The sequence below is a fragment of the Pirellula sp. SH-Sr6A genome, assembly GCF_001610875.1.
In the GTDB taxonomy this organism is placed as follows: Bacteria; Planctomycetota; Planctomycetia; order Pirellulales; family Pirellulaceae; genus JBKCUI01.
Window position 1 is genome coordinate 5,850,118 of record NZ_CP011272.1, and the last position, 20,002, is coordinate 5,870,119.

Here is a 20,002-nt window from a genome sequence, read left to right on the forward strand (position 1 = left end):
CCTTGCTATACGGGGATCCCTTCCATGAATCAGTTGACTCCAGACGAAAAGAATATCGGACAAAACAATTTCCACGAAGCTGTTGGCTTCACTCGACGAGAGTTCATGCAAGGTGTCGTTGCTGCGGGTGCCGTTTCGGGCGCCGGATTGGGCGCGATGTACTTTGGATACAACAAGGTGAACGACCCCGTTCGCGTCGGTGTGATCGGTGTGGGAGATGAGGGAAACGTGTTGATCGGGGGATGCAATCCCGACTACGTCACGGTGAAGGCGATTGCCGATATTCGTCCCTTTGGCATCCATCGAGCATTCCATGGAGACTGGGCTTCCCCAGCAGCGAATTCCGCTCGACCTGGATTGATCAAACAGTACAAGTACTCCAGCGAAGATGAAGCCCGCAAAAACGTAAAGGTTTACGACGCGACCAACGGTGGCATCGATGCTTTGCTAAAGGACGAGGAAATTGAAGCTGTCATCATCGCGTTGCCTCTTCACCTGCACGCTCCCATCGCCGTAAAGGCCATGCAGGCCAAAAAGCACGTTTTGACCGAAAAACTGATGGCGCACAACGTCGCGCAGTGCAAAGTCATGGCGCGTATCTCCGAGGAAAGCACCGACCAAAACGGTCACCCCATCCATTTGGCCACCGGTCACCAACGGCACTACAGCGTTCTCTATGACAATGCAGTACACCTTCTCAAATGGGGAATGATCGGCCAACTTCACCACATTCGAGCCCAATGGCACCGAGGTAACTTGCCCGGCAAGGACTCTTGGCAGCCCTGGTTGCCCGGTGGTGAAATCGGCCTAGACCCAAAGCAAAGCCGCGTTCTGGCAGAACTCACCAAGTTTAAAAACGAATTGGAAAAAGCGAAATCGCCCGCCGAAATCGATCTGCTCACCAAGAAAGTCGCCCAATGGGAAGCTTGGATGAAGGACATCGACGTCGATGCGGAAAAGTTCGGTTACATCAACAAAAAATTGGGCGATCGTGATCGACCCGCGATCGAAGAATTGGTCCGTTGGCGGATCTTCGAACGAACCGGTGGCGGACTGATGGCAGAGCTGGGTAGCCACCAACTTGATGCGGCTACCATCTTCTGCAGCGCCCTCCGCTCCGACGGCAAAAAAGCACACCCACTTACGGTCCACGCATTAGGCGGACGGCACATCTTCCCGTTCGATCGCGAATGCGATGACCACGTGTACTGCTCGTTCGAGTTCCCCGGACCCGAGTACAGCGAAAAATTTGACGCGGGCTACACCATTCCAGGCGTCAAGGGAATTCCGGGCTACGATACCGACCCCAACAAGAAGATCGTCGTTACCTACTCGTCGATCAACGGTAATGGATATGGCGGGTACGGTGAAGTCGTCATGGGGACCAAGGGAACCATGATCATCGACAAAGAGCAAGAAGTCATGCTGTATGCAGGCTCCGATACCGGTGCCGCTGTAGGTGTCAAAGCGGCCAAGGGTGGGTACGCCCTGGATACTCAAGCCAGTGGTGGATCCTCCGCACCGATCGCCAAAGCGGCCTCCAACTCCGGGCCCGTTAGCCGTGGCTACACCGAAGAAATCGAACACTGGGCTTACTGCATCCGAAACCCAGATCCTGCAAACCGTCCTAAGTGCTACCCCGAAGTCGCTATGGCCGACGCGGTCATTGCACTCACCACCAACGTGGCGATGCGAAAAGGAGCGCGAGGTGAAGCGGGCTTTGTCAAGTTCGAAGAGTCTTGGTTCGATGTCAAGTCGGACGATACTCCGGACGGAAGCAACGTCTCGCAAGAGATGGATGCGATGAGAAACTACAAGATCGATGGCGGAACTCAATCCGCTTAAAGACCCTGTAGAACTTAACACGGCCACATCGCTCGACGGGCTGCTAGGTAGTAGCCCGTCGAGCTATTGATCCGGATCGGCACCGAGCGGCTTTCGCACGGTTTGCGAAACCCAGCCCTAGAGCTCAAGCTCTCTGCATTCGAAAGTCGCCACCCAAAGACCATGAGCGAAGTTGCCACCACTCGCCCGCCGAGAACCATTCCGGGCAAGCTCTTCGCGATCCCCTTTGCGGTTGTTGTACTATTTTTGCTCTGGCTCGTTTTTTCGATGGCCGTTCGGTTTCAGACGATCATGAAGCAACTGGAACGAACCCGAGGTGCTTGGCCGGCCGCTAGTGTTTCGCTGTTCGAGCGATACGAGTTGTTGATAAATTCCAACCCAGCTTGGACAGAATCCCAACGCGATGCACTGCGCCGAGAAATCGATGACGCCAAGAAGGTCACCCAGTTCGATCAGCAGAGCCCCAAGTTCTATCGCTTGGAGCAGTTGGTTCGGGATAGCGGTCATCCCCAAGACGTTGTCTCCAGCGACGAATTCCCAGAGTCCGTGTTGGATGTCATGCGCCTCGATCGAGAACGCGAACTCTTGCAAAATGACTTCGTCGGACGTGCTACCGTGTACGGCCTGCGTCTGAAGCTACCTCCCATTTTCGATCTTCAGACCCCCAATCGTCCAAGGCAGTAGTTCATTTCGCGAATGGCAGTGGTGAAGCGACTATGGATTGGAATTCATTTCTGGGACATCACCGACAACGCGGATGGTTTGCCAATGCCATCCGCACGAATAGGCTTGCTAGTACCTTTCTCCTCGTCGGTCAGGATGCCATCGGCAAGCGAACGTTTGCGAGATTGATTGCCAAGACCCTGCTCTGCCTGAGAAACGACCCGAAGGACTTCTCTCCCTGCGGCCTCTGCGAAGCGTGCGTGCAAGTGGAAGCTGGAACCCATCCCGATTGGCTGCAGATCGAACGGGAAAAAGGGAGGACAGCCCTCTCCATCGATCAGTTTATCGGCCCAGAAGACAATCGGATGCGAGCGGGACTTTGCTACGAAATTCGAATGAAACCGTATTCGGGGCGTAGAAAGATCGCCGTCATCGACGATGCGGACACCATTGGTGTGGAAGGTGCGAACAGCCTGCTCAAGACACTGGAAGAGCCACCTCCGGGTTCTGTCATCTTCCTCATCAGCACCAGCCTGCAGCGGCAACTGCCGACTATTCGGTCGCGTTGCCAAGTTGTTCGGTTTCAAGGCCTTTCGGTAGAAGATCTCGCTCAGCTCGCAATTCGACAGGGGATTGCAAATGGTCCGGAAGAAGCCAAACGGATCGCTTCCGAGGCCCAGGGATCGCTCGCTTCGTTTTCCGTGCTTATGGACGATGAACTCCGAGAATTCAAATCGCAATTGCTGCAGCAGCTCGAGGGCCATCCTTTTGATTTCCCACGCTTTACCAAGGCGATGTTGACCAACATGGATAGTGTTGGTGCCGATTCCCAAGCGAAACGGGAGCGTTTAAAATTATTGATTGACTTTGTTCAGCAGAACTACCAAGCGAAACTGATGGATGCGGTTCGCCAGGGGAACGCCACCGGTATCGAGACAGGAGTTTCTCTGATACGCCGCTGCATGGATGCGAAAGAACACGTGGATAGGATCGTCGCCCCTGCAGCACTCGTGGAGGCCTGGTCAGCCGATCTCGCTAGCCTCAAGGGGTGACACCCCATTGGGTAACCGCCATTTCCCTCTTTATCGATTGCCTCGAGTAGTCTTTCGATCAAAATAAAAGCTTGATCGATCCCTCCCTCAACCCCACCTCCGATCGAATGAAAAACACGCATCCTCACCATCCTTTCGCCAAGTTCCGCTATGCCCTCCTCGGCGCGACCGTTTGGGCGCCCCTGAGCGGATGCAACGAAACGCACGAGGAAACAAAAAAAACTGCCGTGATCGAACAGATCGTCGAAGCAGACGTGATGGTCGTCGAACCAGTCAACTGGCCGACTACCGTCCGATGCCAAGGGAGCTTGATGGCCGACGAAACAACGACCGTCAGCGCGAAGGTAGGAGGCCGTGTCTCGGCGGTCCTGTTTGAAATTGGAGACCTCGCCTCGGCGGGACAAATTCTGGTCGAAATCGACTCCGAAGAATACCAACTCCAAGCCGAACAAGCCGATGCACAGCTTTCCCAAGCTCGAGCCGCCGTCGGCTTGAAACCCGATGATCCCCTCGATGGATTGAACCCTGACAATGCTCCACCCGTTCGGGAGGCAAAGGCGGTCTTGGACGAGGCGACCAAGGCTTTGGCTCGGATCAATTCACTCGCCGGAAGCGATGTTGTCACAGAAAATGATCTCGAACTAGCCATCGCAGCGGAACGTGTGGCGGCCGCGCGACTCGCTTCAGCTCAAAACGCAGTCCGAGAAAAAATCGCCTTGATCCGAGTCCAAATGGCGCAGCGAGGACTGGCGCATCAACGACTGAACGACACACGCGTTCCCTCCCCATTCGAAGGCTATATACAGTCGAAAAACGTTGCCATCGGAGCATTCGTGCAAGCAGGACAACCCCTCCTTACCTTGGTGCGAAATCAAAAACTCCGATTCCGCGCCAGCGTTCCCGAACGATATGCTCATCAATTGAAAGTAGGACAACGTGTCGATGTCCGATTCGACCTGAGCAATCAAGTTCGCGAAGGGACTGTCTCCCGAATCAGTCCAAACCTCGATCCGATGAATAGATCTCTCGGTTTTGAAGTCGACCTCGACAACGCAGACCAATCCCTGCGGAGCGGCCTCTTCGGCGAAGCAACCATCGAGATTGCCCCTGAAGCGAAGAGCCTAGCGATTCCCACAAACACTCTCCAACGATTTGCAGGTGTAGACAAGGTATGGAAAGTCGTCGACGGAAAAGTCAAGGAACAAGTCGTCTTGGTCGGCTCAGCCCGCGATGGGTGGGTTGAAATCCAAAAGGGAATTCAATCCGGGGACATCCTCGTTCAAGACAGCGAAAAAGGAAAACCTGGCAAATGGCTGCCGGTCGCGGAGAAAAAAACATCCGCACCCCCTGCAAACAAGTTACCCGAGCAACATGATGGGACGAAGGGGGATACATAAAAAGGGAATGCTGAGAGATACCCATCCCAGTAACGACCGCCCCAGTCCCAACGAAACGTTGTCGTTCTTACTGGGCGGGTGTCCAATCCCCATCAGAGGTATCAGTAAGAGCATGATGACGAAGTCAGGTTGCCCATACCGATACCCGGAATAAATCACAAAACCTGCAGCCCCGGCGTACGCCAACCAAGCAACGAAAAGGGAACGCTTGCCGAGCAAGCCAAAAATCACATGCCCCCCATCGAGTTGGCTCACCGGGACCATGTTCAATCCAGTCACCAAGAATCCAACCCAAGCCGCCATCAGCATCGGATTCATTGCGGAATTCGCAATCCAATCGAATCGAACACTCCCCTCCCCATGCACGGCCGCATTGAGCACCTGCACGATCAGCGGCTGCCCGAACTGAATCGAATTGCTTGTCGTTGTAGGGGGTGTTCCGGTTAGCAGTCCTGCAATGGCGATCGGTATGGCGAAAACGAGTCCCGCCAAAGGCCCCGCAATTCCGATGTCAAAGATTTGCTTTCGATCCGCTTGCCCCCCATCCATCATGATCACCGCGCCACATGTGCCGGTCGGACTAACGGGAAAGGGAATAAACAGAGGCAGGGTCGAGGGAATCTTGTACCATCGCGTCGCGAAGTAATGTCCAAGCTCGTGTGCGCCAAGGATCGCCGTAAGGGACAGCGCGAACACCAGTCCGCCATACCAATTCGCTAAGAAGTGTTGCCGAACGACAAAGAGCGAACCCTCTTCCGATGCTTGGAGAAGGATCGACGTGGGCGACCAGGCTACGATGCCCGCCCATGTCATCGATAGCAAAGTCGTGACCAATAGAAACGTTGGAACTACCCACGCCGGCCGTCTTCGACGAACTTCGTTCGAGGGAAGAGCCTCAGAGCGAAGCTCCCCCGTTGAGGAATCGTCCCGAAATATGTCGAGTGTCTTTTCGAACTCTTTCGAGGATAGGCTCGGAGTATTCACCTAGTAACTCAACAGGCTAATGACTTGGTACGGTTGCAATTTGTCTCGACCTCCCAACGCCTTCAGTTCAATGCAAAAAAGGCATCCTGCAATCTCGACGTCGTTGTGAGATAACAGCTTGCAGCACGCGCCTACCGTTCCACCCGTTGCGAGTAGGTCATCCACAACCAAAACACGCTGCCCTGGCTTGACGGCGTCCTTGTGCATTTCCAAGGTATCGCTCCCATATTCCAATTCGTAGCTGAACGTGTGCCTGTCGTATGGCAGTTTTCCAGGCTTCCTCACCGGAACAAACGCAGCGCCCAATTCCAAAGCCAACGGTGCCGCAAAGATAAAACCCCTAGCCTCCGCTGCGACGAGCGTGTCGATACGTTCCCCTCGGAATGGATCCGCCATCCTCTCGATCGTTTCGCGAAACGCCTCTGGGTTGGCCAACAGGGGGGTGATATCTCGAAACAGAATTCCTGGTTTCGGAAAATCGGGGATGTCGCGGATAAAACTCTTTAGGTCTAGGTCTGGTCGTCGACTCATGTTTTCCATCGATACGGTGGGGATCAATCCTTACGGGCGAGCAGATTGTAACCCAATCGCATCGTTGGATCACTCCCCATCCGCTGCATTCGCTTTGGGAGTCGTAGCAGCATTCGCGTCCGATCTCTTGGATCGATAATCGCGAATGCGATTTCGCACTTCAATCGCTTGGTAATAGCCCCAATTCCGAAGCCTCGATGTCCATCGCGGTCCGCCGATAATCCATCTCTCCTGCGCGCTCGGCAATCCCCCCAGCCGCGGTTTGTAATCCTCATCCCCTCGCATGAAATCGACACTGCGACACCCGTGCAACGCCGCTTCGCGTATGGAACAGAAACTGGTCTGCCACCCTGGCCTATATTCGAGGTACTTCGTGTTCATACCCGTGAGGTAGATGTAGAGGGTCCCCCCATAACGAAATCCAATCATGCCTCCTGCGGGCTCGCCATGCACGGTTACCAGGCTTACCAACGGTCGATGGGTTGAATCCTCGTCATCCCAAAGCGATTCCATCGCCTTGAGTAGAAAGGACTCAAAACTCGTTGTACCGAAGCAACCGTTGATTCCCCTCTCCGCCCATCGGCCTTGATGAAGATCGGCGATGACCTGGGCCATCTCTTTGGCCTCTTCCAAGGTTTGGGCGACGCGAAAGGTACTGACTGTCTCCTGCCAACCCTGCGTCTGCTCCAGCATTTTTCGAACGCGCCGCGAAAGGGACTTGATGTAAGGGTCCCAACCCTGCTCGATGGATGCCTCCCAGCAACTGAGCCCGGCTCTTCGCTCGATTTCTATAGAACGGATCGATTGAAGTCGCTCGTAGAACGCTTCCATCGCAGGATCCCCTTTTCGTATGCCGTCGAAGTCCAGATGATCCCACTTCCCGCTCCGCGCGCTGTTTTCGAGCAAGTAGTCTGCGAACGCATGAGCAGCCGCGGCGGCATTTTCAGGTTGGACCAATATCCCCAAGTCATCGGAGCAGGCTTTGCCGTTTCCTAATAGACACAACGTTTCACCGAGAAGCCATCTCTTGGTTCGAACCAGAGGCATGATCGCAATCGTCTCCCCCTGATAACGCGCGCGAAGGATATGAAGTTTGTATTCGTCTTGATAAGCATCCCACCACGATCGCAACCACGGATAACTTCGGTTCAGTCGATTGCCATGAAGTCGCTCCCAGCTTGATCGAATCTCTTCCCACTCCGCTGTCGTGCTCAGCACATCGATTTGCAATGGTCCCACGGCATCGCATTGCTTGGTCGACGATCCGTCGGTGGGACGTTCGATACCACGCGGAATCGCGGAGGGAATGGGGATGGCGATCCCATGGGGGGCCGAAGCAGTAAAGCTTGCGGGACTGATCACGGTCATGGCGAGGGATCCTTTCGCGAGGTAAGTAGCCGGGGGGCTCGGAACTTGCAGAGTGGTTTTCCAAAAGTAGGTTGCACGCAAGGCAACGGGTGAAAATTGCAAATCTTTTTGAGACCGCAATGCGGATCGACTCGCCTCTCTCTTTGATCCGCTAGGATAACCCCTACATTCGGTACAATTGAATCGGTAAGGGAGCGGACTCAGAACTCTCAACGCATTGAAAACGTTATGAACTCACACCATCTTCGACGCCCCCCCTCCACGACACCCAATTCCATTCGCAAAGCGCGAGGACGCATATGGGTCGCACGATCGCTTTGGTTCGGAATGACTGGCTATCTCCTAGGGATCCCATTGTGCCATGTCGCCATGGGGGAGAACCCCTTATTCCAACCTCCAGCATCACCGGTTGTGGAATCCAACAGCTCTGCCAACGCTCCAGATCCATTGAGGCAGCCCCTCGAAACCTGGGTCGGATGGATTGAGGCACCCGAGACCCACCTGCGCTGGTTCGTCCAGTTTCAAAAAGATTCGAAAGGGGTTCTGCAGGGGAGTAGCTCCACTCCCGAAGTCCAAACAAAGCCAACCCCCTTCTCGAAACTGGAGGTCACCAAGGATGCTTGGAAACTGGAATGGACCGATCCGGTCACCAAACAAGTCTGGACTTACGTCGGTAATCAAGAGTCCGCGAATAAAGTAACCGGCTTGCTCGTGATCGGCCCTCAAACCATCGCCGTTCCTCTCGTCCGCGCCGAACAACTACCTGCCGAATCCAAAGAGACGCTAGGAGCAGACATCGTATGGACCGACTCGCTACCCTCCCTCGGCGCTAGCTCTTCGGCGAATCCATTCGATTTTCGGTTTCGGTTCTACACTAAGCCCCCCTACACCGAACAGAAGCCGCGCATCCTTTTCGATTCCCTAGCTAAAAACCTAATCGGTAAACCGGTCGACTTTCGAAGAGACGAGGATGGTACGTTGGAGTTTTCGATTCCCTCCCTGCAAGCCGAGTATCGGGCCATCCTCGCCTCGGAAGACATGATGGCAGGGACGTTTCGACGCAAGGAACTCGCAAATCCATTGGAAATGAAGCTCTGGAAGCCGGAGGGGAAAACGGTTCCCTCTCCCAAAAAGGAGAAGACTCCAGAGCCCATGCCAAATTCCCCATCAACGGCGGAATCCTCTGCGCCTGCGAACACGAAGAAGGCTGAGCAGGACTCGGTGCGTATTACGATGGACTCCACCCGAGCCGACACGTCCACTCGCGACCTCGCTCCCAACGAATCCGCCTTTCTTCTCGATATCCGTGGTCGGGGCATTCGCTCCACCCGAAAATCCGACGAACCACCAGCTTTTCTGGCGTGCACACTCACACTTCCCGAGACCAAATCGTCCGCCCCTGTTCCTGCGGTGGTCTTGCTCTCCACGTATGGTCCACAAGATCGAGACGGGACACGAGGAACCTTCAAACCCTATCGCGATCTTGCTCGATGGCTGGCGAACCAAGGTGTAGCGTCCCTTCGATTCGATGACCGAGGTGTCGGAGCGAGCGCGCCCCCGGATAACCAGTTCACCCCGTCAAAATCGATCGAGGATCTGCAAGCCGTCTTGGCCTACCTCGCGAAGAATCCTCGCATTGATGCCAAGAAAATCGGTTTGCTGGGACATGGTGAAGGTGCCGGCACAGCGGTTCTAGCGTCATCCACCAATCCCGCGATCTCCTTCCTGGTTTTGCTCGCGCCTCCCGGCGTAGCAGGCAGCGAACTACTCCTTTCTCAATCGAGAAAGCTCGCCGTTCTCGATGGTATGGCCCCTAAAAATCAATCACTGATGGAATCGATCCAACGCAGGATCCATTCGCTCGCTCGAGCCAGCTTGAGCGAAGAGGCTGCGATCGCTGAGGTGCAGCAATTGGTAATCGAGCACTGGGAAGATCTAAAGCTATCCGTCGAAGGAAACAAGACGGCCGCCGAGTGGGCTCAATTACGAAAGGACTTGGAGTCGCAACTTCTTTCGGACTACGAGAATCTGCGATCTCCCTGGAGCAAAGAATTCTTGTTCAACGAACCCGCCCCATCTTGGATGCTGTTGCGCTGCCCAGTCTTGGCTGTTTGGGGGGAACGAGACTTGCAAATCGTTCCCGAGGTGAATCGCCCCAAAATTGAGGAATCGATTGCACGAGGGTCCGCGAAGTCGATTCGATTGGAACAACTTCGCGGTCTCAACCACTGGCTTCAGCCCGCACCGAACGATTCCACCCGAGAATCGGAAGAGAACACCCCAATCTCGGACGAGCTACTTCGACTCCTCGAATCCTGGATTGCAAACCAGCTCTAGGGGGCAACTCGGGCAGTGGATTTATCTCGGTCGACACGGATCTGAACGCGATCTCCCATCACAGGTCGCTTGATCCCCACTTGAAGCCTCAATGCTCCGGTCTTCACATCGAACTGCACGGAATCCCCTTCGATCGCGGTCGGAACTCCTTGGACCCACAACAGCATCCCCTTCTTCGCGTTTTCACCGAGGAGAAGCCTTAGGGTTCCTTCTCGATCGACTTGGAGTTCCGTCATCAAGAAAGTGACTGGCTCCATTCCGGCATGGGGCTGAAACGTTGCTGTCCCGTTCAAAGGAACTTGCCCAGACACCAATGCAGCGGAAGGCTGCCACGTGAACACCGATTGATCCCCCGCAACGGAATCAAGGCTCGTTCGATTGAACAACTGATGCGCTTTTTGCGTCCAGACGAGCGATTTCCAATCTCGAAGCGAGCCGTCCTCTTGCACACGCATCGGACCATCAATGCGCCCCATCTCGATCATGAACCGAAGCAGATCAATCGCTTCCGCTTCACTTAGCGAATCGAGCAATCCATCGGGCATCAGGGACCGCGAGTCTTTGCTTTCATCGATCGATTCCTTCAGAATCCGAATCTCTTTCCCATCAGCTCCACGCAATGTGACCGTCGTGTCGGTCTCTCCAATCGGAATCCCTGTAACGATCTCGTCGTCCACGGTTCGAATCAATTTGGCGTTATAGCCCTCCTTCACTTTCGCAGCTGGATTGAGGAGCGCCTCTAACAAATAGTCCGCAGGTGCCTGGGCTCCGATCGAAGACAGATCAGGACCTACGAGCCCCCCAACTCCGGCGATTCGGTGACACTGAACGCACTGCAATTCGGCCCGCCTGTAAATCATCTCGCCTCGATGTGGGTCGCCAGACGACTGCGCTTTGGCAATCCACTGGTCGCGAAGGGACTCGGACCACACCCATCGATTCTCCTTGAGCTTGGCGGCCGATTCAATCGTCTCCAACAGTTTTGTCGCTTCCGCGCCACTGCTGCGAATCGCCGCCCGAACTTGCCTACCCGTTTCTGGTGCGACAGCAACTTTGGCTTTTGACACGGCGCTGGCGAGAGCATCCGCTCCCCCTTTTTTCCCTAAGATCAGTCGAACGATTTGATTCCATGCTTCATCGGAGACACCGCCTGCCGACATCTTGGATGCGATCGCTTCGCAGGCCCCTCCCAAGTCAAACTCGAGGGTTTGCTCGATCGCAGCCACCGAAACCACCGCGTCCGGATCTTGGGTTAACTGAATCACTTGTTTCTTTGCATCGACGTCTCCTATCGCCGCAAGTCCCACAATGGCTGCCGCCCGAACACCGGAGTTCGAGTCTTGTAAAGCGCTAGCGATGCGCCCTCGCAGGTCACCTATTTTCCATTGCCCGATCGCCCGCAATGCCAACTTCCTCATCGCTTGATCGCCAGCCGCATTCGATTGGGAGAGGGTCGCGAGGACAGTTTTGGCTTCGGCGGATGGTGCAACGACTTGTTTCCTTGCCTTGCTTCCATCGAGAATCGCGGCAAAGATCGAAGCTTTAGCAGCGGGTTCCAACGCTGGTTTCGCATCGGGACGAAGAAGCACGTCCAACAAACGCGACTGTTGCGAAGAAGTCCCTAGCTCGGCTGCTAACTGAAGCAATTCCGACGCGTTGGTATTGGATGTGACGCTCCCTGTCGCGATCAACTGAAGCAACGCATCGACGCTCGATGGGTCCTGCACCGCTCGCATGGCAAAGGCAATGTGGTTGGGCTTTCCGTTAAGACCCTTCGGATTCGTGTTGAAGTCGGGCAGCCAAGCATCCTTAAGGTCGCGGAGCGTTTGCCACAGCGCGAAGTCTAAAAACCGATCCATCGGTTGGTCGAGAACCTGACACGCTAATGCAGCGGATTCCGCGGTTGGGATTTCAGCGAGAATGCGCAACGTCTCCAACCGAACACGCGGGTGCGCATCGGCAAGTCCCGGTTTCGCACGCTGCAGCCAAGCGTCCCACTGGGCAGGAGCAAGGGGTTGCCCCGACGCGCGAGCCAATCGAATTTCACGACTCAACTGATTGAGGCAGGAATGGTAGGCAGCCGCGCGGATTCGACCATCCTCGCTTCGCAAAAGCTGCTCCTGCATCTCCTTCGGAAATGCCTCTTGCCCTTCCAGCATCCACAACCACTGCAATCGATCCACTTCTCGGGCCGCTCCGGCCCAAGCTCCACGCACTTGCTCCATCGTAGGGGCCTTGAGTCGCATCGCTTGCGTCGCAAATAGACGAGGCAAATCGGCTTCGTCGGTCATCAAACTTGCCAGCTCATCGAAGGACAGTTTGGCATCGATTGGCTTCCAGTTCGATTTTTTCTGATCCTTGTGTGTCAATCGCCAGATGCGGCCATGCGTCCTGTCGCGGCGTGGATCGCGGAAATCGACCTCGCCATGCTGGATGATCGGGTTGTACCAGTCCGCGATGTAGAGGTGGCCATCGAGCCCTTGCTTCGCGTCGATCGGTCGAAAGGCGACGTGGGTGGTCTTGATGACCTCTTGTTGCTGAACCGACTCGTAACCGGATCGATCGTCGGTGACAACAAAACGACAAACCCGGTGCGCTCGGAAGTCGTTGGTGACCATGGAACCACGAATGTTTTCGGGCCAGTGATCGCCGCTGAGGATCTCCAGTCCACAATGCTTCGGACTGCCGGGATTCAAACCTCCCAAAAATCGCGTTCCCCCTACCGCCGTTACAAATACACTGCCTGGAAAGACGTAATTGATCCCCTCTCCATAGGCACCATCGGTCGCAAACATCTGACCATACCGATCGAAGTGCACACCCCATGGATTGACGAAACCGCGCGCGACGACCTCCAATTGCTTGGTCGAGGGGTGATAGCGCCAAATGCCGCCACCATTGAGTCGCTCCACTCCCCAAGGTGTTTCGATGTGCGAGTGGATATAGATGGATTGGTTCATATAGAGCCATCCATCGTGCCCCCAACGAAGGGAGTGCAGCAGATGGTGCGTGTCCTCGGTTCCGAATCCGGACAAGATGACTTGCTTCTCGTCGGCGACCAGATCCCCATCTCGATCGACCATGTACTCGAGCTTGTCGCTATTGACGACATAGGCGCTGGCCATCGAACCATCATTGCCTGGCAACACGCCGGTCGGAATCAGCAAGCCTTCGGCGAATACCGTCGTTTTGTCGGCCCGGCCATCGCCATCTGTGTCTTCCAAAACAAGGATTTTGTCATTGGCGGGTTTGCCCGGAACTATCTGCGGATACGTTTCGCTGCTCGCGACCCACAACCGACCGCGATTGTCCCAATTCATGTGAATCGGCTTCGCCAATCGCGACTCATCGCCGGCAAACAATTCCGCGGTCCAGCCATCCCCCATCTGAAAGGTTGCCAACTCCTCCTTCGCATCAGGAACGGGAATATCGGTCAGTTCTCGCTGTGCGGATGCGGTGCCGGCCAACAAAGCGGCGATCAGAGAGGAAAACAGCACTCTCGCGAATTGTCTGCGCTTCAAGGTAGCAGTTGTACGATCCATTCCGATTCTGTGAGGTGAGAGGGAAAAATGGGTAGAAGGCCAATGAATGGCGCTGGAGGGTTACGTAGGTGGGGCGGTTACCGCACTCCCAATGGATTGCACTAGCCAATCGCTCTCGATCGGTTGATCCTGGGTTGTACGACACTCGCTATTCGTAGACTATACTTTAATCGAAGGGAGACGTCTTGAGGACCGTTTCCCATCTTTCCAACGACCTTCGCCGAATTACTTACATGACTCAGTTCTATTGCGGCTTTGATTTAGGTGGGACCAAGATGCTTTGCGTCGTGATGGACGAAAAGCAGAAAATCGTGGCTCGCAAACGAAAAAAAACAAAGGGCACCGAAGGGGCCCAAGCGGGTGTGACGCGCATCGCCGATTTGGTCCGCGAAACGTTTGCCGAAAATGCTCTGCCTATCAATGATCTAAAGTCACTCGGTGTCGGTTGCCCCGGACCAGTGGATATGGACCAAGGCATCGTCAACGTCGCAGTCAACCTGGGTTGGAAAAACGTCTCGCTCGCCGCCATGCTCGAAGACGCCCTCGATTGCCCCGTTTCCGTTCTGAATGACGTCGATGCCGGAGTCTACGGCGAATACTGCGCCGGGGCCGCAATCGGGGCTCGCAGCGTCGCCGGTATTTTTCCAGGTACCGGTATCGGCGGCGGATTCGTTTACGAAGGCCAAATTCTCCGAGGTCGCCGATCTTCCTGCATGGAAATTGGCCACACGAAAATCGCTTCCACCAATCGCACCAGCGGCGTCGATATGCCCGGCACACTCGAAAGCGAAGCGAGCCGGCTCGCGATCGCCGCCGAATGCGCCAAGCTCGCCTACCGCGGAGAAGCCCCCAATCTGCTGCGTGCGGTCGGCACCGATATCGCGCAGATCCGCAGCAAAGTCCTCGCTGCCTCCATCCGCGATGGCGATAAGGCTGTCGAGAACGTCGTGCGCCAAGCCGCCCAAACCGTCGGCTATGCCGTCGTGAACCTCGTCCACATGCTTTGCCCCGAAGTGATTATCCTCGGCGGCGGTCTCGTCGAAGCGCTCGAAGGACTTTATCTCGATGAAGTGAACCGAATCGCAAAGAAAAACATCCTTCCTTGCTACAGCGGAATGTTCGATGTCAAAATGGCCAAGCTTGGCGACGACGCCGGGGCCATGGGCGCTGCCCTGTGGGGACAAAAGAAATCAGTAGCTCCGGCTGTGGCGGTCATCTAAGCGACCGTCGCAAATCTCCAACGCAAACCAACCCCCTGCCCCCTGCCCCCTGCTCCCTGCCCCCTGCTCCCTGCTCCCTGCTCCCTGCTCCCTGCTCCCTGCTCCCTGCTCCTTGCTCCTTGCTCCTTGCTCGGATAACTCGCGAAAAGAACCACGCTAGCATTCGCTTCGCGATTGACCCCAACTCCAACTTTTCCGATACTCCCCACGACCTGTTTTTCCAATTTACCGAGTCTGCCGCGACGACATGACGATTCTCTCGACTATCCCCCAACTGGATTCATACTGTCGCGATGTGGCGGACCGGGCAAAGCGAGCTGCGAGACAGATGGCGAGCCTCTCTACCGCCATCAAAAACCAATGGTTGCTCCACGCGGCCGATGCCTTGGTCGCTAACGAGTCCGCGCTCCTCGACGCCAACGCAATCGATTTGTCCAAAGCGGACGAGTATGGATTGACCTCGGCCGAACGAGAGCGATTGAAGCTGACGAAGGAACGGATCGCACAAATTGCGTCCGGCCTAAGAGAAGTCGCAGCACTAGCCGACCCGGTAGGAGAAGTCATAGAAGGCTCTCGACGACCCAACGGTCTAGAAATTCAAAAGACCCGTGTTCCGCTCGGCGTCCTCTTTTTTATCTACGAATCCCGGCCCAATGTCACGGCGGATGCCGCGGCTATCGCTATCAAAAGCGGAAACGCAATCATCCTGCGAGGTGGCAAGGAGGCGATCCATAGCTCCCAAAAAATCGTCGAATGCCTTCGCGAATCGGCAAGTGTTTGCAAGCTTCCCCTCGACGCGTTGCAAATGGTCGCCACCACCGACAGAGAAGCAGTGGGTCATTTTCTTAAAATGTCCGACGCGATCGATTTGGTGATTCCCCGTGGTGGCGAAGCATTGATTCGACGCGTTGTCGCGGAAGCGACAATGCCGGTCCTGAAACATTACGATGGCAACTGCCATGTCTACGTCGACCGTCACGCCGACTTGGAAATGGCCCTCAGTATCGTCGAGAATTCCAAGTGCCAACGCATGGGGGTTTGCAATGCCATGGAATCATTATTGGTGCATCGAGATGTTGCGGATCTCTTTCTGCCTCAGCTTGATCAGCGACTCCGGGCGTACAATATCGAATACCGAGGAGACGCGGACTGCCGCCGGCTGATCCCTGCGACTATCTCTGCATCGGACGCGGATTGGAGCCTTGAATATCTCGGCCCTACGATGAGCGTCAAAGTTGTGGGGTCACTCGACGAAGCGATCGATCACATCGAGCAATACAGCTCGCGACATACGGAATCGATCGTGACGAATTGCATTCAGTCCGCCGACCGTTTTGTGCGGGAAATCGATTCCGCCGCCGTGATGATTAATGCCTCTACCCGTTTCAACGACGGTGGACAATTGGGAATGGGAGCGGAAATTGGAATCAGCACGGATAAGTTTCATGCACGAGGCCCCTGCGGCCTGCGAGAGTTAACCACTTACAAATTCATCGTTCGCGGGAACGGTCATATTCGTGCTAACTGAGGGAACGCTCAAAGCTCCCTCGCCACGATGAACACAATCCACAATGAGATAGGGAAAGGATACCCTTCATGTCAGACGATGTACTGAGTCGCAGCGATGTGGAAAGTCTGCTCCAATCTCTTGAACCGCAAGCCAAACCCTCTGGGGATTCCAAGAAGTCCGATCCCAAGAAATCCGGTGCGCCAAAAATGCGCATCCTGGCATACGACTTCAAACGTCCCGAGCGGGTCGGCAAAGAACAGATGCGTGCACTCCAGTCTCTGCACGATGGCTTCTCTCGCAACCTTGGCGCATCGCTCTCTGCTGTCCTGCGATCGATGGTCGAAGTCCGCTTGATCAGCGTCGATCAGTTGACGTACAGCGAATTCGTCTACAGCCTTACTATCCCGACCTGCTTCAATCTTCTAAAACCCCTCCCCTTGGAAGGAAACTGGGTGCTGGATATCAGTCCCGCACTCCTCTTTCCCATCATCGATCGCATGCTGGGGGGAGGCGTCTCGGGCGACTCTACCCTCAAACGTCCCCTCTCCGAAATCGAACTGAGACTCGCTACTCGCATTAGCAATGTATTCCTCCGCGAACTGCAAACAGCTTGGTTCAATATCGTGGAGATGAACATCGAAGTCGAACGGGTGGAGAGCAATCCCCAACTTGTACAAATCGTTCCGCCCAACGAAGTCGTCGTGATGGTCAGCTTCGAACTGACGATTGGGCAAGTCCGAGGGATGATCAATCTCTGTATCCCGTACAACACCATCGAACGGGTGAACAGCAAATTGACCAGCAACAGCTGGATTGGATACGCCTCCGCGCGAAGCAACGTCGAAACGAAGACTCAATTGCTACAACGACTCGATGGCTCGGAAGCAGAAGTTATCGTCACTCTCGCTCGGTCCAAAATCAAAACATCCGATCTCTTTGATCTAGAAATCGGCGACATCATCTCCACCGAGAAAGATACGGGCGAACCCCTCGAGGTGGAAGTCTCCAATCGGGTCAAGTTCCTTGCATCCGCAGGTGCTTTCAAAGGCCGCAAAGCAATCCAGATCCAAGCCCTATTGGACAAGAGCCCCTGACGCCGTTTGCAGTGCCTTTTGACGCTCAATCTCATCCAACAATGCGTCGACGGTCAATCCATACTTCCCAAGCACTGACACGAGCGCTCCCCCAACATGCCGGCACTCGCCTCTCCGCATGCGATCGGACCCCAAAGACGCCGCCCCAACAGATGGACGACCGCGCAAGGCTCCCAACTCGGCTCGGAACGAATTCTCTTGCTGCGTCGTTTCCGAATGCACCGAATCAAAGTCGAATCGAGTTTGAACCAGTTTTCCCGATTCTCGACCTGCGATAGTTGCTGCTGCCATGTTTCCATTCCCTTCCCAAAAAACGGGGGGCTCTCGAAGCTCCCCTCTGTCTTTGTCCGAATGACTTCGGTGTCAGGAAGGCTCGTCTCCCTGACTCCACTTCATCATCGAAATGGGCGGGACACGTCTGGTCACAGCCAAAAAGAATTTCCTTTCAGAACAATGCAAGCAACCCAAACAGGAAAATACATTACTCGATATATATGGGACTGGTGAGAATCCAAATCTGCGGATCCTCCCATCCATCCAGCCATAACTCCACACGATAAACGCCTGGCTGGCGTATGTCGAACCGGCAATCGCTCCCCGTCCAAGTCTCCACGGTTTCGCCATTGCGAAAGAGCTTCCAAGTAGCCGGCAATGGCGACAAACCTTCGAGTCGAATCGGTCCATCCGTCAGAGATAATTGACTCCCGATCTCATGCCGCTTCGATTGGGTTTCAACCTGCTGGACGGCGGCAAGAGAAAAGCCTTGTGCGTCGGCAATCCAATCAAACGCAACGAAAGATCGCCCACGGTCGAGCGCATCCCATACGGCAGGCTGCGTCAATGTCTCCACCAAGAGAAACGTCCCAGCATGGCGAAGACTGTTCTCATAGGGGTCCAGTTGGACTTTCAACAACACGTCCCCGGTTGCCGCATTCGGTGGAATGGAAAGAAGCTTCTCAATACCCAATCGGGGCAGCTTCACAATCTGGTCTCCGAGAGCATCGGTCACGACGATCGATGAATCGGTATCGCCCATTCGAATCTGAATCCCAACATTCTCATGTGCATCATTCGCAGCCACGCCGGTGTGAGGGTGTATTTGGCATAATTGATCGTATCGGCGCAAATAATCTCCCGGGTAGGATTGCAACGCAGAATAAACCTCCTGAGGATACTTCTCAAGCAGCGACGCGATCCGAACAAACCACAGCGGATTCTTCATGGCTTGAACCAAGCCCATTTGCTTTTTGAAATCCGCATGGGTGTTGTAGATCTCCGTTCCCGTGATCCCCGCGAACTGCCAATCCATACGCTCCTCGAGATGGGACAAAAACACGTGCCCACCCCGGCTGCGAACTATGGAAGCAATCTCCTTCGGTTCTGCAGCAGCAAAGGGTGCCAAACTAAGGGTGGGGTAGACCAACATCCCCTTCATTTCGGCTCCTGGAATGCAGAGAACCTCGTCGATGATCCCTTGATGACCGTCGAGGTAGAAATCTTTCTCTTTGGATGGATGCTCGGTGAACATCAAGACCTGCGACTTCGCCCTCTTGGCCGCCGCGACTATCGCTTCGATCTTGCCACGACTATCGTGAGAAAGCTCGGAATGGACGTGGAGGTTCGCACGCGCCGTCTTCAACGGCCCTCGCTGCGGCACTTCGGTCCGCATTGCACGATTCCGTTCGATGAACTCACGCGTTCTCTTCAGATTGCCTTCGGTCAATCGCTCTAAAGCATCCTGCCCATCCACAGTTGCAGGATTCAGCAATCCTAGGACCCCAATCATGAGTGCCAGACAGCTGGGTCGCTCGAAGTTCAACATGCGCATTCACTCGCTTCAGTACGTTCGTGTTGGGAAGCAGAGGTCCTTCCTGGCAACTTGGAGCGTTTGGTCATGAACAACCTCCACCTGTAAGCAAGTTCCATAGGCTCGGGAATCGGGCTGCGAAGCCTTGAATCCTACCCGATAGCTCAGGCGGGTGAACGAGGCATCAGCAACCTAGAGACTGCCAGTGTATCGATGCACGCTCCGCATCGTTTTTAAAAGCAAAGTCGGTGTCTGACCCCACTCCTCTTTGCGACAACCATCTCCGACCGGAACTGGGAACTCGCCACACGATCTCATAATGGGGGGGACGGAATGCAAACGATGATGTGGTCGCGAGGACACGATTAAGTCCCAGAGCCACCCCGCGTATGGCAACCCGACACACCAGGACCGCCGCCAACGAAAAAACCCGCGGATCGCCTGGAAAAACCAAGGAAAACGCGGGTTTGAAGTTAATGAGAGCGGAGAGACTCGAACTCTCGACCCAAGGATTAAAAGTCCTTTGCTCTACCGACTGAGCTACGCTCTCTTTAGACTGGGTTTCTCAAGACCGAGCACCCTCATGCGGGGGGCTTCCACGACTACCGGCTTCCCGGCCCTGATGTAACGGAGCATGGTAGCAACGTCGCCA

14 protein-coding genes and 1 tRNA gene are annotated in these 20,002 nt (G+C 55.1%); 8 read left to right on the forward strand and 7 right to left on the reverse strand.

Going from position 1 to position 20,002, the window contains the following annotated elements:
• Positions 1–24 precede the first annotated feature (24 nt).
• The 4 genes from VN12_RS22615 to VN12_RS22630 all read left to right on the forward strand — a co-directional run bounded on the left by VN12_RS22615 (position 25) and on the right by VN12_RS22630 (position 4,957).
• Positions 25–1,845 (forward strand): Gfo/Idh/MocA family protein, encoded by a 1,821-nt coding sequence (locus VN12_RS22615; protein ID WP_146678920.1) that lies wholly within the window; start codon positions 25–27, stop codon positions 1,843–1,845.
• A gap of 162 nt (positions 1,846–2,007) precedes the next feature.
• Positions 2,008–2,529: a hypothetical protein gene (locus VN12_RS22620; RefSeq protein WP_146678921.1), complete on the forward strand. Its 522-nt coding sequence runs from the start codon at positions 2,008–2,010 to the stop codon at positions 2,527–2,529.
• 32 nt (positions 2,530–2,561) lie between these two features.
• Positions 2,562–3,560 (forward strand): DNA polymerase III subunit, encoded by a 999-nt coding sequence (locus VN12_RS22625; RefSeq protein ID WP_146678922.1) that lies wholly within the window; start codon positions 2,562–2,564, stop codon positions 3,558–3,560.
• 107 nt (positions 3,561–3,667) lie between these two features.
• Positions 3,668–4,957: an efflux RND transporter periplasmic adaptor subunit gene (locus VN12_RS22630; RefSeq protein WP_146678923.1), complete on the forward strand. Its 1,290-nt coding sequence runs from the start codon at positions 3,668–3,670 to the stop codon at positions 4,955–4,957.
• Here VN12_RS22630 and VN12_RS22635 read toward each other — a convergent pair.
• The 3 genes from VN12_RS22635 to VN12_RS22645 form a co-directional block, all read right to left on the reverse strand.
• Positions 4,919–5,941 carry a site-2 protease family protein gene (locus VN12_RS22635; protein ID WP_146678924.1) on the reverse strand — a complete coding sequence of 341 codons (1,023 nt, stop codon included), beginning with the start codon at positions 5,939–5,941 and terminating at the stop codon, positions 4,919–4,921. The two genes, VN12_RS22630 and VN12_RS22635, sit on opposite strands and share 39 nt — an antisense overlap.
• Entirely contained in the window at positions 5,942–6,472 is a 531-nt protein-coding gene (locus VN12_RS22640) for an adenine phosphoribosyltransferase (protein WP_146678925.1), read from the reverse strand.
• 69 nt (positions 6,473–6,541) lie between these two features.
• Positions 6,542–7,840 (reverse strand): GNAT family N-acetyltransferase, encoded by a 1,299-nt coding sequence (locus tag VN12_RS22645; RefSeq protein WP_146678926.1) that lies wholly within the window; start codon positions 7,838–7,840, stop codon positions 6,542–6,544.
• A gap of 228 nt (positions 7,841–8,068) precedes the next feature.
• Here VN12_RS22645 and VN12_RS22650 point away from each other — a divergent pair, with 228 nt between their 5' ends.
• Positions 8,069–10,177 (forward strand): alpha/beta hydrolase, encoded by a 2,109-nt coding sequence (locus tag VN12_RS22650; RefSeq protein WP_146678927.1) that lies wholly within the window; start codon positions 8,069–8,071, stop codon positions 10,175–10,177.
• On the opposite strand, the gene VN12_RS22655 is transcribed toward VN12_RS22650, so the two are convergent.
• The gene (locus tag VN12_RS22655; protein WP_146678928.1) at positions 10,174–13,719 is read right to left on the reverse strand and encodes a PVC-type heme-binding CxxCH protein; all 3,546 of its coding nucleotides are present in this window, start codon (positions 13,717–13,719) and stop codon (positions 10,174–10,176) included. The two genes, VN12_RS22650 and VN12_RS22655, sit on opposite strands and share 4 nt — an antisense overlap.
• Before the next feature lie 233 nt (positions 13,720–13,952).
• Between VN12_RS22655 and VN12_RS22660 the strand changes: the two genes are divergently transcribed.
• The 3 genes from VN12_RS22660 to fliM all read left to right on the forward strand — a co-directional run bounded on the left by VN12_RS22660 (position 13,953) and on the right by fliM (position 17,543).
• The gene (locus VN12_RS22660; protein ID WP_146680049.1) at positions 13,953–14,939 is read left to right on the forward strand and encodes an ROK family protein; all 987 of its coding nucleotides are present in this window, start codon (positions 13,953–13,955) and stop codon (positions 14,937–14,939) included.
• A gap of 247 nt (positions 14,940–15,186) precedes the next feature.
• A complete protein-coding gene (locus VN12_RS22665; RefSeq protein WP_146678930.1) occupies positions 15,187–16,467 on the forward strand; it encodes a glutamate-5-semialdehyde dehydrogenase in 1,281 nt (426 codons plus the stop codon).
• A 68-nt stretch (positions 16,468–16,535) separates the two neighbouring features.
• Complete coding sequence (gene fliM / locus VN12_RS22670) at positions 16,536–17,543, forward strand: flagellar motor switch protein FliM (RefSeq protein WP_146678932.1); 1,008 nt, start codon at positions 16,536–16,538, stop codon at positions 17,541–17,543.
• On the opposite strand, the gene VN12_RS22675 is transcribed toward fliM, so the two are convergent.
• From VN12_RS22675 to VN12_RS22685, 3 genes are all read right to left on the reverse strand, one after another.
• Positions 17,523–17,834, reverse strand: a complete 312-nt coding sequence (locus VN12_RS22675) for a hypothetical protein (RefSeq protein ID WP_146678934.1) — start codon at positions 17,832–17,834, stop codon at positions 17,523–17,525. The two genes, fliM and VN12_RS22675, sit on opposite strands and share 21 nt — an antisense overlap.
• 190 nt (positions 17,835–18,024) lie before the next feature.
• Positions 18,025–19,365, reverse strand: a complete 1,341-nt coding sequence (locus VN12_RS22680) for a PHP domain-containing protein (RefSeq protein ID WP_146678936.1) — start codon at positions 19,363–19,365, stop codon at positions 18,025–18,027.
• 462 nt (positions 19,366–19,827) lie between these two features.
• Positions 19,828–19,900, reverse strand: a tRNA-Lys gene (locus VN12_RS22685).
• Between the last annotated feature and the right edge of the window lie 102 nt (positions 19,901–20,002).